General features: G+C 70.6%; 5 protein-coding genes (1 of these 5 only partly in view). 2 read left to right on the top strand and 3 right to left on the bottom strand.

Features of this window, described 5'->3' with window-relative positions; all coding sequences use genetic code 11:
- Positions 1-117 precede the first annotated feature (117 nt).
- Together QQM67_RS27345 and QQM67_RS27340 are read left to right on the top strand one after the other, a co-directional pair.
- Positions 118-1,869: an ABC transporter ATP-binding protein gene (locus QQM67_RS27345; RefSeq protein ID WP_314177538.1), complete on the top strand. Its 1,752-nt coding sequence runs from the start codon at positions 118-120 to the stop codon at positions 1,867-1,869.
- Entirely contained in the window at positions 1,862-3,916 is a 2,055-nt protein-coding gene (locus QQM67_RS27340; RefSeq protein WP_399067746.1) for an ABC transporter transmembrane domain-containing protein, read from the top strand. Before QQM67_RS27345 ends, QQM67_RS27340 begins: the two co-directional genes overlap by 8 nt.
- A gap of 353 nt (positions 3,917-4,269) precedes the next feature.
- Here the strand turns inward: QQM67_RS27340 and QQM67_RS27335 are convergent, their stop codons facing one another.
- The 3 genes from QQM67_RS27335 to QQM67_RS27325 all read right to left on the bottom strand — a co-directional run.
- Positions 4,270-5,301 carry a GDP-mannose 4,6-dehydratase gene (locus tag QQM67_RS27335; RefSeq protein ID WP_314177536.1) on the bottom strand — a complete coding sequence of 344 codons (1,032 nt, stop codon included), beginning with the start codon at positions 5,299-5,301 and terminating at the stop codon, positions 4,270-4,272.
- A 1,146-nt stretch (positions 5,302-6,447) separates the two neighbouring features.
- Positions 6,448-8,232 (bottom strand): 3-hydroxyacyl-CoA dehydrogenase family protein, encoded by a 1,785-nt coding sequence (locus QQM67_RS27330; protein ID WP_314177534.1) that lies wholly within the window; start codon positions 8,230-8,232, stop codon positions 6,448-6,450.
- A gap of 346 nt (positions 8,233-8,578) precedes the next feature.
- A protein-coding gene (locus QQM67_RS27325; protein WP_314177531.1) for an SDR family NAD(P)-dependent oxidoreductase crosses the window boundary here: on the bottom strand, positions 8,579-14,822 show its end. The gene runs 24,836 nt beyond the window's last position; only the last 6,244 of its 31,080 coding nucleotides appear in the window; the start codon falls outside the window, past its right edge; the stop codon is at positions 8,579-8,581.

Raw genomic sequence — 14,822 nt, 5'->3', positions numbered from 1 at the left:
GGCGGGCGAGGGAGGCCGTCGGCGCAGGGCAGCGGCGGCGAAGTCTAGGGATTCTCGGGGTTCGTGACGCGGTGGACTGTGCAGGGACGAGTGCCGCCGTCGTGACCGGAGTGCCGAGTGCTGATCAGACTGCTGTATGCCTGCGTGCGGCCGTACCGCTGGAGGACGGTGCTCCTGCTGGTGCTGCAAGTCGTCCAGACCGTCGCCACGTTGATGCTTCCCACGCTCAACGCCGCGGTCATCGACGAGGGCGTGGTGAAGGGCGATGCGGACTTCATCGTGAGCACCGGCCTGATCATGCTGGCGCTGGCGGTCGTTCAGATCGTTGCCGCGGGCGTCGCCGCGGTCCTCTCCTCCCGCATCACGGCGGCCTTGGGGCGTGATCTGCGCTCCAGGGTCTTCCGGCACGTGATGCGGCTGTCGGCGACGGAGATGGCCCGGTTCGGCACGTCGTCCCTCAGTACGCGCACCGTCAACGACGTGGTGCAGATTCAGCGCCTCGCGCTGACGGTGGCGGACGTCGCGGTGTCGGCTGTGGTGATGTGCGTGGGGGGTCTGCTGCTGGGGCTGTACCAGGACACGGGTCTGGGGCTGCTGCTGATCGGTCTGGTCGCGGTGATCGGGATCTGCCTGTCGGTGCTGCTGCGGCGGCTGGGCCCTCCGTACGCGCTGATGCAGCGGTGCGTGGACGTGCTGACCCGGCTGCTGCGCGAGCAGATCAGCGGGGTGCGGGTGATCCGGGCGTTCGTACGGGACGGGCACGAGCGCAGACGCTTCGGGGAGGCCAACGACGAGCTGTTCGGCGTCGCCCTGCGAGTGGGTCGCATCATGGCGGCGATCCCGGTGACGCTCATGGTCTTCATGAACGTACTGACGGTGGCGCTGGTGTGGTTCGCCGGTCTGCGCATCGAGGACGGCGCGCTGCGGCTCGGGGCGCTCAACGCGGTGCTGGGCTATCTGACGCTCATCATCATCGCCATCATCGTGGTGTCGTTCGTCTTCACGGAGGCGCCGCGTGCGCGTGCCTCGGCCGACCGCATCGAGGAGGTGCTGCGCACTCCGACGAGCGTGCCGCAGCCGGAGATTCCCGTGGACCCATGGGTGACGACCGGCCATATCGACCTGCGCGGCGCCACGTTCGGCTATCCCGGAGCGCAGACGCCGGTGCTGAAGGACGTCGACCTCAGCGCGGGCCCCGGGGAGACGGTCGCCGTGCTGGGCGGCACCGGCAGCGGCAAGACGACGCTGCTGAGTCTGGTGCTGAGGCTGAACGACGTCACGAGCGGCTCGGTTCACGTCTCCGGTGTGAACGTGCGGGAGATGGAGCCCGACATCCTCGCCCGCAGCATCGGGTTCGTGCCGCAGCGGCCCTATCTGTTCTCCGGCACCGTCGCGAGCAACCTGCGCTACGGCAATCCGCGGGCCACGGACGAGGAGTTGTGGCACGCCCTCGACGTCGCGCAGGGCACCGAGTTCGTCGAGCGGATGGCGGACGGCCTCGACTCCCCCATTTCGCAGGGCGGTTCGAACATCTCCGGCGGTCAGCGGCAACGGCTGGCCATCGCACGCGCCGTGCTGGGCCGCCCGCTGATATACCTCCTCGACGACTGCTTCTCCGCTCTCGACCAGGGCACCGAGGCCGCGCTGCGAGCCGCCCTCAACCGTGAACTGGCGGCGGCCACCGTGCTGTTGGTGACCCAGCGGATCGGGTCCGTGCAGGGCGCGGACCGCATCGTGGTGCTCGACGACGGACGGGTCGTGGGGACCGGCACGCACGAGGAGCTGCTGCACGGCAGCGCCGCATACCGGGAGATGGCCGCGTCGCAGTCGGCCGCTTGGGAGGTGCCCGGTGCGCTCGCCGATGCTTGACTGGTTCTCGTCGCCGGTCTTCCAGTGGGAGGGCACGGGCCGGCACCGGCGCCCCAAGCAGAAGTGGCACGAGCGGTACGGGCTCTCGTCGGGGAGCGGGGAGCTCGGCGTGGTGCGGCGCATGGCCCGGCGGCTGGCTCCGCAGAGGCGCACCTTCGCCGTCATGGCGGTGCTCGGCATGGGCTCGGTCTTCTTGAACCTGCTCGGTCCCGGACTCCTCGGCTACGCCACCGACTTGATCTTCGCGGGGTTCGTCAGCAAGGACCTGCCCGCGGACTCCGACAAGGAAGACGTCATCGAGCGCCTGCGGGAGCAGGACAAGGACACCCTCGCCGACGTGCTGTCGACGGTCGACGTCGTGCCGGGACAGGGCATCGACTTCAACCGGCTGGGTCTGGTGCTGCTGCTGATCCTCGCGCTGTACCTGGTGGGTTCGGTGTGCATGCTGGTCCAGGGCCGCATGGTGGCGCTGGTCGTGCAGCGCACCGTTCGCGACCTGCGGGAGCAGGTGGAGGACAAGTTGACGCGGCTGCCCGTGAGTTACTTCGACAGCCGCTCCAAGGGCGAGATCCTCAGCCGGGTCACCAACGACGTCGACAACCTTCAGCTGACCCTTCAGCAGGTGCTCGGGCAGATGATCAACTCGGTGCTGTCGGTGTCGGGCGTCGTGGTGATGATGCTCGTCATCTCCTGGGAACTCGCGCTGATCGTGCTGGTGAGCGTGCCGGTGTCGGTGCTGCTGGCGGTCAGGCTCGGGCGGCGTGCCCAGCCGCGCTTCGGCGAGCAGTGGCAGGCGACCGAGAACCTCAACTCGCATGTTGAGGAGATGTACACGGGGCACGCCGTCATCACCGGCTTCGGCCGCCGCGACGTGGCCGAGGACCTCTTCGACGAGCACAACGACGCCCTGTACACCGCCGCTTCGCGTGCACAGGCCACCTCCGGGCTGATCGGCCCGACCACCCGGTTCGTCACCGACCTCAACTATGTGCTGGTGGCGATGGTCGGTGCGCTGCGTGTGGCGTCCGGCGCGGTCTCCATCGGCGACGTGCAGGCGTTCGTGCAGTACTCCGGCATGTTCAGCAGGCCGCTGATCGACATGGCGAGCTTCTCGGGTCAGCTCCAGTCGGGGCTGGCGTCGATGGAGCGCGTCTTCGACCTGCTGGAGGCGGAGGAGCAGACACCCGATCCGGAGCGCTCGCCGGAGCCCCGACCGGTCAAGGGGCACGTGGAGTTCGAGAACGTCTCCTTCCGTTATCTGCCGGACACTCCGCTCATCGACGACCTCTCCCTGACGGCCGAGCCGGGGCAGCTCATCGCCATCGTCGGCAAGACCGGCGCGGGCAAGACCACCCTCGGCAATCTGCTGACCCGCTTCTACGACATCGACGGCGGCCGCATCCTCCTGGACGGCAGGGACGTCTCGTCGTTGCACCGCGAGGAGCTGCGCGCGGGCATCGGCCTGGTGCCGCAGGACACCTGGGTCTTCGGCGGCACCATCGCGGAGAACATCGCATACGGACGTCCCGGCGCCACCCGTGAGCAGATCGAGGAGGCCGCGCGGGCCACGTGCGTGGACCGGTTCGTGCGGGCGATGCCGGACGGGTACGAGACGATCCTCGACGACGACGCGTCGGCGGTCAGCGCGGGCGAGAAGCAACTCATCACTCTCGCAAGGGCGTTCCTGTCCGATCCGGCGATCCTCATGCTGGACGAGGCGACGAGTTCGGTGGACTCCCGCACGGAGGCCGCGATCCACGAAGCGATGAACTCGCTGCGGGCGAACCGGACCAGCTTCGTCATCGCGCACCGTCTCTCCACGATCCGCGACGCCGACATGATCGTGGTGATGGACTCCGGTCAGGTCGTCGAGCGCGGCACACACGATGAGCTGGTCGGCGCGGGCGGCCGGTACGCACAGCTCTACACGGGGGCGGGCGAACCGCAGAGCGCCCTCAGCACGGACATGCGGCCCATGGTGCCCGCGGCGCGCACCCCGCCCGACGGCGCCCGGGAGGACTTCTGGTCCGGCGGAGAGGAGCCGTAGCGGCGGCAGCCGTTGCGGCAGCCGGGCACGGGGCGGCACCGGCGGCGCCGCGCCTGCTCGACGACGGCAGCCGGCACCGCATCGTGACGGTGTTCCACGATGCCCGGACCTCTCGCGGTCGGCCTCGCAGCGCCGGGGTCGGCCCAAGTCCGGCCGGTGGGCGCCGGCTTCACCGGCATCGCCGGAACTGCCGCCCACCGCCGCCGGACCAGGCACGGCTGCGACGCCGGACTCCCGGAACCTGGACGAGCGCTGTTCCCGGCGGTCGGCGCAGGCACGGGCGTCCGGTGCGGGGCCCGCCTCACATCACCCGGCGCCACCTCGCGTACCGAACGGGGCCGGGTGTCCGCGGCTCACCACACGCCCGCCGGCAGCAGGTCGAGGTACTCGCGTTCGCGCGAGACGTGCTGCACGTCGGAGTCCGTCATCGTCCGCATCAGGTCGGGGAAATCCATGGTGGGCGCCCAGCCCAGGTCGGCGCGTGCCCGGGTGGAGTCGGCACAGAGGATCTCCACTTCGGCGGGCCGCACCAGCGCCGGGTCGACTACCACGTGGTCCTGCCAGTCCAGCCCCACGTGTTCGAACGCGATGCGCACGGCGTCGCGCACCGAGTGCATCGTGCCTGAGCCCACCACGTAGTCGGTGGGCTCGTCGCCCTGAAGCATGAGGTGCATCGCCCGCACGTAGTCGCCGGCGAAGCCCCAGTCGCGCAGGGCATCGAGATTGCCCAGGTGCAGCTTGTCGTCGATGCCCAGCTTGATGCGGGCGGCGCCGAGGGAGATCTTGCGGGTGACGAACTCCGAGCCGCGGCGGGGCGATTCGTGATTGAAGAGGGTGCCGGAGACCGCGTACATCCCGAAGGACTCGCGGTAGTTGCGGGTGATGTAGTGCCCGAACGCCTTGGCCACGCCGTAGGGGCTGCGGGGGTGGAACGTGGTGTTCTCGTTCTGCGGCGTCTCGGCCGCCTTGCCGAACATCTCCGACGACGACGCCTGGTAGAAGCGGATCTGCCCGGAGCCGGGATGACGCGAGCCGTTGAGGCCGCTGACTATCCGGATCGCTTCGAGCATCCGCAGCACGCCGGTGGCGTTGATCTCGGTGACGAGTTCGGCCTGCTGCCAGGACATCGGCACGAAGGAGACCGCGCCCAGGTTGTAGACCTCGTCGGGCTGCACCGTCTCCATGGCGGAGACCAGGCTTGCCTGGTCGAGCAAGTCGCCGTCCACGAAGGACAGTTCGGACATCATCCTGGCCACCCGCGACTTGCGCGGGTTGGCCTGGCCCCGGATGAGCCCCCAGACCTGGTAGCCCTGCGACAGCAGGTGCTCGGCGAGATATGAGCCGTCCTGTCCGGTGATTCCTGTGATCAGTGCGCGTCTGGGCATTGCCCTTTCCTCTCTTCACGGCGGACGGCCTCGGGGTTCGGTCGCGCGTCGTACGGTCATGGGACCCGTAGCGGGAGCCCAGACCTTCGCCGGCGGTCCGCGGGAGACCGGCGTGATGCCCGTCGAGCCGGAAGCGGCCCTCGTGGAAGGGCTGCGGGCGGACTCCGCCCGTGCCCGCCCGCCGGCCGGGCTTCCGCCTCTTGCGATTCAGGTGTCGGGATCGTCGTCATCACCGGCGCACGGCGCGGCGGCGGTGCCTCGCGAGACGGGCGGCCGTGTGCCGGCCGCCCGGTGACCGGTCGTGAGGTCCGGCCGCAGCACCGCACCTGCGCGCCGCCTCCTCGCCGTCCGCTCAGAAGAGAGCGGAGACCGGGGCCTGGAGGGCTGCGCCCCGTTCAACCGGCCCGCCGGTACGTGGGTTCGCGGTGCTCTTCAGGGAGGGTGTGCGCAGCGGCGCGGCTCGTACCGGCGCTCGGCGGCACGTTCTCCGCCTCGCGCTGCGGGGGCAGGCACGAGTTCGAAGCGGGCGGCTGCTTCCGTGCGTGTACGGGAGAGGGCTGCATCCGTACCGCCCCCGGGCAACGCCACCGGCACGGGCGGCAGTTGAGACGTCCGACGCGGCACGAGGCCGGGCAGGCGCGGCAGGCGCGTGGGACCGGCGGACTGCCGGGGCTGCGCCTCGCGTCGCCCCGGTACGTCTGCGTGGCGTGGCGCGCGGAACCCGACGCGCGGGAGCGGCGCCCGGAAACGGGGGCCGTCCTGTCGGCGCAGGCAGCGCGCGGACGGCACGGCGCCCCGCCGGGCCGGAGCTTCGGCGAGGCGAGGCCGCGTCGAGGGGCAGTGCGCGAAGGCCACGGTGTGCGGCGCGCCGACGGGCGGCTGGACGCGGCCGAGCCGCAGCCGGGCAGCGTCCTTCGCCGCGGCACCTCCCCCGGCGGGGGCGGCGCCGGAGGAGATGCCGGTCTTGATATTCGCCGTGGACTTCGCCATGAGTCGCACGTCCTTTCCCCTGGCCGGGCTCATTGAAGCAGCGGCCTTGTTGAGGAAGTCCCTAGATGTGCGGTCCGCCCCGGCCGGTCCCGGCGGGTGCGGCAGACCGCCCCGCGCAGGTGGACGCGGACGCGCCGGCAGGCAGCGAGCGGGAGTTCACACGGCGGCCCGTGCGGGAGCCTCGCGCAGGGTGAAGCCCGTTCCGGTCTTCCTCCCGAGGTGCCCGTCCGCGACGAGCTTCTCCAGCGTGGGCGCCGGCACGGTCGCCTGCTGCGGCGCCGCCTCGTTGAGCCTGCGCAGGATGGCCAGCGACACGTCCAGTCCGACGGTGTCCAGCAGTGCGAACGGGCCCATGGGGTGACGGAAGCCCGCCGTGACGGCCTCGTCGACGTCGGCGACGGACAGCCCCGTGCGCTCCAGGGTGCGCACGGCCTGGTTGAGGAAGGGGAAGAGCAGCGCGTTGACGATGAATCCCGTCCGGTCGGTGCACTCCACGGCGCACTTGCCCAGCTCCCTGGTGAGGGCGTGCGCTGCGGCGAGCACATCGGGGTCGGTGTCGTCGGTGCGTACGAGTTCGACCAGCCGCATCGCGGGCGCCGGGTTGAAGAAGTGCAGCCCGAGGACCCGGGAGGGGCGGCCCGTGGCCCGCGCGCACCCGTCGACGGAGAGGCTGGAGGTGACCGTCGCGAGCACGGCCTCGGGTTTCGCCACGGCGTCCATGGCGCGCAGCACCGAGTGCTTGACGTCGGTGTCCTCGGCGACGGCCTCGATCAGCAGGTCGCTGCCGGCCAGTTCGGCGCGGTCGTCGGTCGCCTGGATGCAGCCGAGCACGCCGAGCCGTTCGCACTCGCTGATCCGTCCGCGCTGCTCCGCCCGTGCGAGGGAGCGGTCCACGGCGTCGAACGCCGCGCTCGCCCGCGTCTCGTCCCGCGCCACGAGCGTCACGGGGACGCCTCCGCGGGCGACGGCCTCGGCGATGCCGCGGGCCATGGTGCCCGAGCCGACGACGCCGACGGAGGCGAAGCGGCGGCTCGGCAGCCGTGCGCCGCCGTCCCCCGTGCCCGGCGCGGAGGCCGCGCCGGAAGGAGCCCGGTGCCGCTCCGGCACGGGGGCTTCGCCACCGTCCCAGCGGTGGAAGCCCTCCCCCGTCCTGCGTCCGAGGCTGCCCCTCGCGACGAGCCCGTCCAGGAGCGCGGCCGGTTCGAATGTGCGGTCGCCGGTACGTGCGTGCAGGGCGCGCAGGGTGTCGCGGACGGTGTCCAGGCCGATGACGTCGACCAGTTGGAGAGGCCCGTACGGCAGGCCGCAGCCCAGCCGCATGGCGGTGTCGACGTCCTCGGCGGACGCGTACCCCTCCTCCACCATGGCGACGGCGCTGTTGAGATAGCCGTAGACCAGTTCGGCGGCGGCCTGACCCGCGCCGTCGGGAAGCGTCACGATCTCGTAGCCGGCTGCCTCCAGGACGCCGCGCGCCAGCGTCAGCGCCTCGGGTGACGTCTGCGTCGTGCCCGTCAGTTCGACCTTCGCGCCGTGCGGCGGGGGGATGCAGGCGCGCAGACCCAGCAGGCGTCCGGGCCTTCCCGAGGCGGCGGCGAACTGCTCGACCGGCAGGGCGGCGCATGCCGTCACCACGACCGTCGACGCCGGACACGCCTCGTCGACAGCGCGCAGCGCGGCCTCCTTCGCCGCGGGCTCCTCCGGCCCCGCCTCGATGACGAGGTCGGCACGCTTGAGGTCCGCCGGTTCGGTGCCGCAGCTCAGGCGCGACTCCCCCACAGACCGCCGCAGTCGCTCCAGCGCGCCGGCGTCCCTGCCGACGGCCACCACCTCGGAGCCGGAAGAGCCTGCGAGCACCGCCCGTACGACCCTTTCTCCCAGCGAGCCAAGACCCAGCACGCCGACCACAGGAGCCCGATCGCCCTTGCGTGTACGACCGTCCATGCGGCTGTCTCCTCTCCGCCTGCCGACGCCGACAGGAACTCGTGGAGCACATGCTCACGGACGGGGCACTAGTGAACTCCCCCGAATCGTCATCCGCCGTGCACGGCACGGGACGCAGGGCGTACGTGCGGCAGGCAGGGCGTACGTGCAGTGCGCAGAGTGCGTGCCGTGTGCGGGGGCGTCCTCCGGCGCCCGGGCAGGAGCGCAGCAGTCCGGTCCCCCCGTCGACGAGCCGGGTTCGAAGCGGGGTCGAAGGGTGCGGCCACGTCTGCGGAGACTCATCCGTTCGCGCGGCGCGCACCCTCGACCCCGGCCCCGGTCCTTGCCCGACGGGGACGAACTCCGGTCAGGACAGGCCCAGTTCGTTGTCGAGCAGGTCGAACATCTCGTCGTCGGAGGCCGATTCGAGATCCAGGTCCCCGTCCTCGGCACTCCGGCCGTCCTCACGCAGCGACGCCCAGCGGGTCCGCAGCACCTCCAGGCGCCCCGCGACCTGCTTGTGCACCTGCGCGTCGACGGTCAGCCCGCCCAGCACCCGCTCCAGCCGGTCCAGTTCCTCCAGAACGGCTCCCGCGCCGGAGGAGTCCTCCTCGCCGCCGGGGAAGAGCGTGCCCTGGAGGAAGGCGACCAGCTCGACCGGCGTCGGATGGTCGAAGACGAGCGTCGCCGGCAACCGCACCCCGGTGGCGGAAGTCAGCCGGTTGCGCAGCTCCACGGCCGTCAGCGAGTCGAAGCCCAACTCCTGGAACTGGCGGTCCGGTTCGATCTCGTCCGCACCGCCGTAGCCGAGCACCTCGGCGACCTGGCCGCAGACGAGCTGCGTCAAGGCCTCCCGCCGCTCGGCAGAGCCCAGTGGGGTCAGCCGCTGCACGAACGAGTCGGCCGTCTCCGAACCGGCGGCCGCCCTGCGCGAACGGGTACGGATCAACCCGCGCAGCAGCGGCGGCACTTCACCACGCGACTTCAGCACCGGCAAGTCCAGCCGCACCGGCACCAGCGCAGCCGCGTCCGCCGTCAGCGCCGCATCGAACAGCTCCAGCCCCTCGCCGGTAGCCAGCGGCGGCATACCCGAACGCGCCATCCGCTCCGCATCGGCAGCAGAGAGCATCCCCTCCTGCGCCCACGCACCCCACGCCAACGAGACAGCAGGCAAACCCAGTCCACGACGGTACGCGGCCAAGGCGTCCAGGAACGCGTTGGCCGCCGCATAGTTGCCCTGCCCCGCATTACCGAACACACCGGCAGCCGACGAGAACAACACGAACGCCGACAGGTTCATATCGCGGCTCAACTCGTGCAGGTTCCACGCCGCATCCACCTTCGGACGCAGCACCGCATCGACACGCTCCGCAGTCAGCGACTCGATCACACCGTCATCGAGAACTCCCGCCGCATGGACCACGGCGCCGATGGTGTGCCGGGCGACGAGCTCCGACAGCGCCTCCCGGTCGGCCACATCACACGCGGCGACCTCGACCCGAGCACCCAACTCACCAAGCTCGGCGGCCAGTTCATCCGCACCCTCAGCCCCACGCCCCCGGCGCGAAACCAGCACCAGATCCCGCACACCCTGCTCCGCGACCAGATGCCGAGCCACCAACGCACCCAGACCACCCGTACCACCGGTCACCAGCACGGCGCCCTCGATCTCGCCCCAGGCCACGTGCCGGTCGCCCGGCGTGGCCCTGTGCAGGCGTCCCGCCATGACCTCGCCGCCGACGATCACCAACTGCGGCTCGTCGACGCCCAGTGCGAGGGGCACCATGATCGAGGACGGGCTGGAGGCGTCGACGTCCATCAACGCGAAACGGCCCGGGTGCTCCGACTGCGCCGACCGCACCAGACCCCACACCGCGGCAGCCGCCGGGCTCTCACCTGTCACGGCACCACGAGTGGCGAACACCAGCCGCGAGTGGGCGAAACGCTCGTCGCCGAGCCACTGGCGGATCATCTCCAGCACCCGCGAAGTGAGCGCGTGCGCCGGCTCGGCCATGCCGTCGCCGTCCTCCACGACCAGCCCCGGGACGAGCACCAGGCCCGGCACCGTTCCCCCGCCGAAGGAGTCAAGACCGGGCCGCTCCTCCACCGTGACCCGCGCATCGTGCAGGGCCTCGACCACGTCCAGCCTGTCCGGGCCGACCACGGCGACCGTCTCGTCGGGCGCCGTGCCCGGCGCGATGACCGGCTCCCACTCCAGGGAGAACAACGCGTCGCGAACCGTGCTCGTACGTGCCCCGAACTGGTCGGCGGACACGGGACGCGTCACCAGCGACTCCACCGTGGCCACCGGGCTTCCGGACGGGTCGGCCAGCACGATGCTCATGGCGCCGCTGCCGGTCCTTGACAGCCGCACCCGCAGCGCGGTCGCCCCCGAGGCGTGCAGCATGACGCCCTCCCAGGCGAACGGCAGATTGGCCGCCCCGGCCTGTGCGTCGTCGCCGCCTCCTTCGCCGGCGTCCGTTCCGCCGCCGAGCAGTGCGACATGCAGCGCGGCGTCGAGCAGCGCGGGATGCAGACCGAAGTCGTCCGCCTTCACGTCCTCGGGGAGAGTCACCTCTGCGAAGAGTTCGCCGTCCTTGCCGTGCCAGGCCGCCGTCAGCCCCTGGAAGGTTGGACCGTAGTCGAATCCGGCACCGGCGAACCGCTCGTAGCAGCCCGCCAGTTCGACCGCTTCCGCGCCCGCCGGAGGCCACGTCCCGCCCACGGGCTCGGCGTCTGCGGGCTCGCACTCGGCCAGCACGCCGTTCGCGTGCTCGTCCCAGGGGACGTCACCTTCGGCCTCGGGCCGTGCATAGACGGCGAACCGGCGGCGCCCTTCGTCGTCCGCCGCGTCCACCGAGACCTGGACCTGGACGCCGCCCTGCTCCGGGAGGACGAGGGGTGCGGCCATGGTGAGGTCCTCGACGCGGTCACAGCCGACCTCGTCACCGGCGCGCACCGCCAGCTCCACCAAGGCCGCACCGGGCACGAGGATCTGCCCCATGACGACGTGGTCGGCAAGCCAGGGATGTGTACGCAGCGACAGACGGCTGGTGAAGAGAGTCCCTTCACTGCCTGCCAGTTCGACGGCAGCACCGAGCAGCGGATGCTCCACCGATCCCAGACCGGCGGCACGAACGTCCCCCGGACGCGTGGAGACGGCGGGCCAGAAGCGCTGGTGCTGGAACGCGTACGTGGGCAGATCGGTGCGCTGGGCGCCGGTGCCGTCGAAGAGCCGCTGCCAGTCGACGGGCACGCCGTTCACATGCAGACGCCCCAACGCGCCCAGTGCAGCGGTTTCCTCGTCACGGTCCTTACGCAGGAGAGGCACCGCTGTGGCGTCGGGGGCGATGGCGGCGGCCATGGCCGACAGCACGCCGTCGGGGCCCAACTCCACAAACGCCGACACATCCTGGTCAGCGAGCCATTCGACGCTGTCGCCGAAGCGGACCGTGGCCCGGACATGCTCCACCCAGTACTCGGGCGTCGACACGTCTCCCCAGGCTGCGATGGGGATGCTCGGAGCGTCGAAAGTCAGGCCCTCGATAGCCGTACGGAACTCCTCCAGCATCGGCTCCATCAACGGAGAGTGGAACGCATGCGAAACACTCAACCGACGAGTGCGGTGACCCGCGGACTCGAAGTGACCTGAGATCGCTAGCACTTCGCTTTCCGCGCCGGAGACCACCACCGAGCGGGGACCATTCACCGCCGCCAGCGAGATACCGTCGGTCAGCAGCGGGGCCACCTGGTCTTCAGCCGCTTCGATGGCGACCATCGCACCGCCCTCAGGCAGCGTCTCCATCAACCGCGCCCGAGCAGAGACAAGTCGGCAGGCATCCTCCAGAGAGAACACCCCGGCCACGTGTGCTGCGGCGATCTCCCCGATCGAGTGGCCCGCGAGGTAGTCGGGCTCGATGCCCCACGAGGTTGCGAGGCGGAACAGCGCCACCTCCACCGCGAACAACGCAGGCTGCGCCCACCCCGTACGGCTCAACAGCTCCTCGTCGCCACCCCACATCACATCCCGAAGCCCCGGCTCCAAGTGACCGAGCACGGCATCGAGCGCTTCCGCGAACACCGGGAAACGGGCATACAACTCCCGGCCCATCCCCAGCCGTTGACTCCCCTGACCAGAGAACACCACCGCCAGCAGACCCGGATCGGCAGAAGCCACACCCCGAGCCGCCTCCGTCAGCCCGTCCCCCGAAGCCAGCAACACCGCACGATGCTCAAACACCGAACGCGTGGTAACCAGCGACAACCCCACATCCACCGAGCGAGACTCCCCCGGCAGCGAACGCAGCCGCTCGATCTGCCCAGCCAACGCCTCCGCCGACTTCGCCGACACCGGCCACGGCACCACACCCGGCGACACCACAGCGGACGGCTGCTCCACCTGCCCGGCGACGGGTGCCACCGCCTCGACGGGCTGTTCGAGGATGACGTGGGCGTTGGTGCCGCTCACGCCGAACGAGGAGACCGCCGCACGACGTGCCCGGTCGCTCTGGGGCCACGCGGTCTGCTCAGCCAGCAGTTCGACCGCCCCGGCCTCCCAGTCCACATGCGAGGACGGCTCATCCACGTGGAGGGTGCGCGGCAGCTCGCCGTGACGCATCGCCTCCACCATCTTGATCACACCAGCGACACCAGCAGCAGCCTGCGTATGACCCAGATTCGACTTCACCGACCCCAACAACAGGGGCCGTTCGGCATCCCGCTCCTGCCCATACGTCGCCAACAACGCCTGCGCCTCGATCGGATCACCAAGACTGGTGCCCGTACCGTGGCCCTCGACAGCATCGACGTCACCCGCGGAAAGCCCCGCGCTCGCCAACGCCTGCCGGATCACCCGCTGCTGCGACGGACCGTTCGGCGCCGTCAGGCCGTTCGACGCGCCGTCCTGGTTGACCGCCGAACCACGCACCACCGCAAGCACGTTGTGACCCTTGCGCCGCGCATCGGACAGCCGCTCCAGCACCACCAGCCCGACACCCTCAGACCAGCCCACACCATCAGCAGCATCCGAATACGCCTTGCACCGGCCATCAGCCGACAGACCACGCTGACGCGAGAAACCGACAAACGGACCAGGCGTCGACATCACCGTCACACCACCGGCCAGCGCCAGATCACACTCCCCGCTGCGCAGCGCCTGCGCCGCCCAGTGCATCGCCACCAGCGACGACGAACACGCCGTATCCACCGTCACCGCCGGGCCCTCGAAACCGAAGGTGTAGGAGACACGACCGGACACCACACTCGGCGACGTACCCGTCCCCTGATGCCCCTCGGTCTCCGCACCCTCCAGCAACTGCGCATAGTCGTTGTACATCACACCCGCGAAGACCCCGGTCTGGCTCCCACGCAGCCCAGCCGGGTCAAGCCCCGCGCGCTCCAACGCCTCCCACGTCGCCTCCAGCAACAACCGCTGCTGCGAATCCGTGGCCAAGGCTTCCCGGGGCGACATCCCGAAGAACTGCGGATCGAACTCCGCAGCCTCACGCAGGAAACCACCGGACCGTACATACGACGTACCAGGATGATCCGGGTCCGGATGGAAGAGCTGCTCCAGGTCCCACCCACGATCGGTGGGGAAGTCGCCGATCGCGTCCGTCCCCTGCGACACCAGCCGCCACAAATCCTCCGGCGACGAGACCCCGCCCGGGTAACGGCACGACATCCCCACGATCACCACCGGATCATCCGCCACCGGCGGCAGCACCCGCGACGGCACCAACGCACCCTGCGCATCGGAACCGAACAGCTCCTCAAGGAGATGTCCGCTGAGGACTTGAGCCGTCGGGTAGTCGAAGACGAGCGTCGCCGGCAGCCGCAGACCGGTCGCCGCAGTCAGACGGTTCCGCAGCTCCACTGCCGTCAGAGAATCGAAGCCCAGATCCTGGAACGCACGCGTGGCATCGATCTCCGAACCACCGCCGAAGCCCAGCACCCCGGCGACCTCACCACACACCACGTCCAGCAACGCGTCGAGCCGGTCGCTCTCTGAGAGCCCGCTCAAGCGCTCCACCAGCGAAGCCACCGTCTCTGCTCCGGCCACGGCGCGGCGTTGGCGGGTACGGATCAACCCGCGCAGCAGCGGCGGCACTTCACCCCGCGACTTCAGCACCGGCAAGTCCAGCCGCACCGGCACCAGCGCAGCCGCGTCCGCCGTCAGCGCCGCATCGAACAGCTCCAGACCCTCGCCGGTAGCCAGCGGCGGCATACCCGAACGCGCCATCCGCTCCGCATCCGCAGCAGAGAGCATGCCCTCCTGCGCCCACGCACCCCACGCCAACGAGACAGCAGGCAAACCCAGTCCACGACGGTACGCGGCCAAGGCGTCCAGGAACGCGTTGGCCGCCGCATAGTTGCCCTGCCCCGCATTACCGAACACACCGGCAGCGGAGGAGAACAACACGAACGCCGACAGGTCGCGGTCGCGGGTAAGTTCGTGCAGATTCCACGCCGCATCCACCTTCGGACGCAGCACCGCATCGACACGCTCCGCAGTCAGCGACTCCACGACACCGTCGTCGAGGACACCCGCCGCGTGGACCACGGCGCCGATGGTGTGCCGGGCGACGAGCTCCGACAGCGCCTCCCGGTCG

The sequence above is a fragment of the Streptomyces winkii genome, assembly GCF_032248595.1.
GTDB classification, from domain to species: Bacteria; Actinomycetota; Actinomycetes; order Streptomycetales; family Streptomycetaceae; genus Streptomyces; species Streptomyces winkii.
This window is presented reverse-complemented; position numbering and strand designations above follow the sequence as displayed.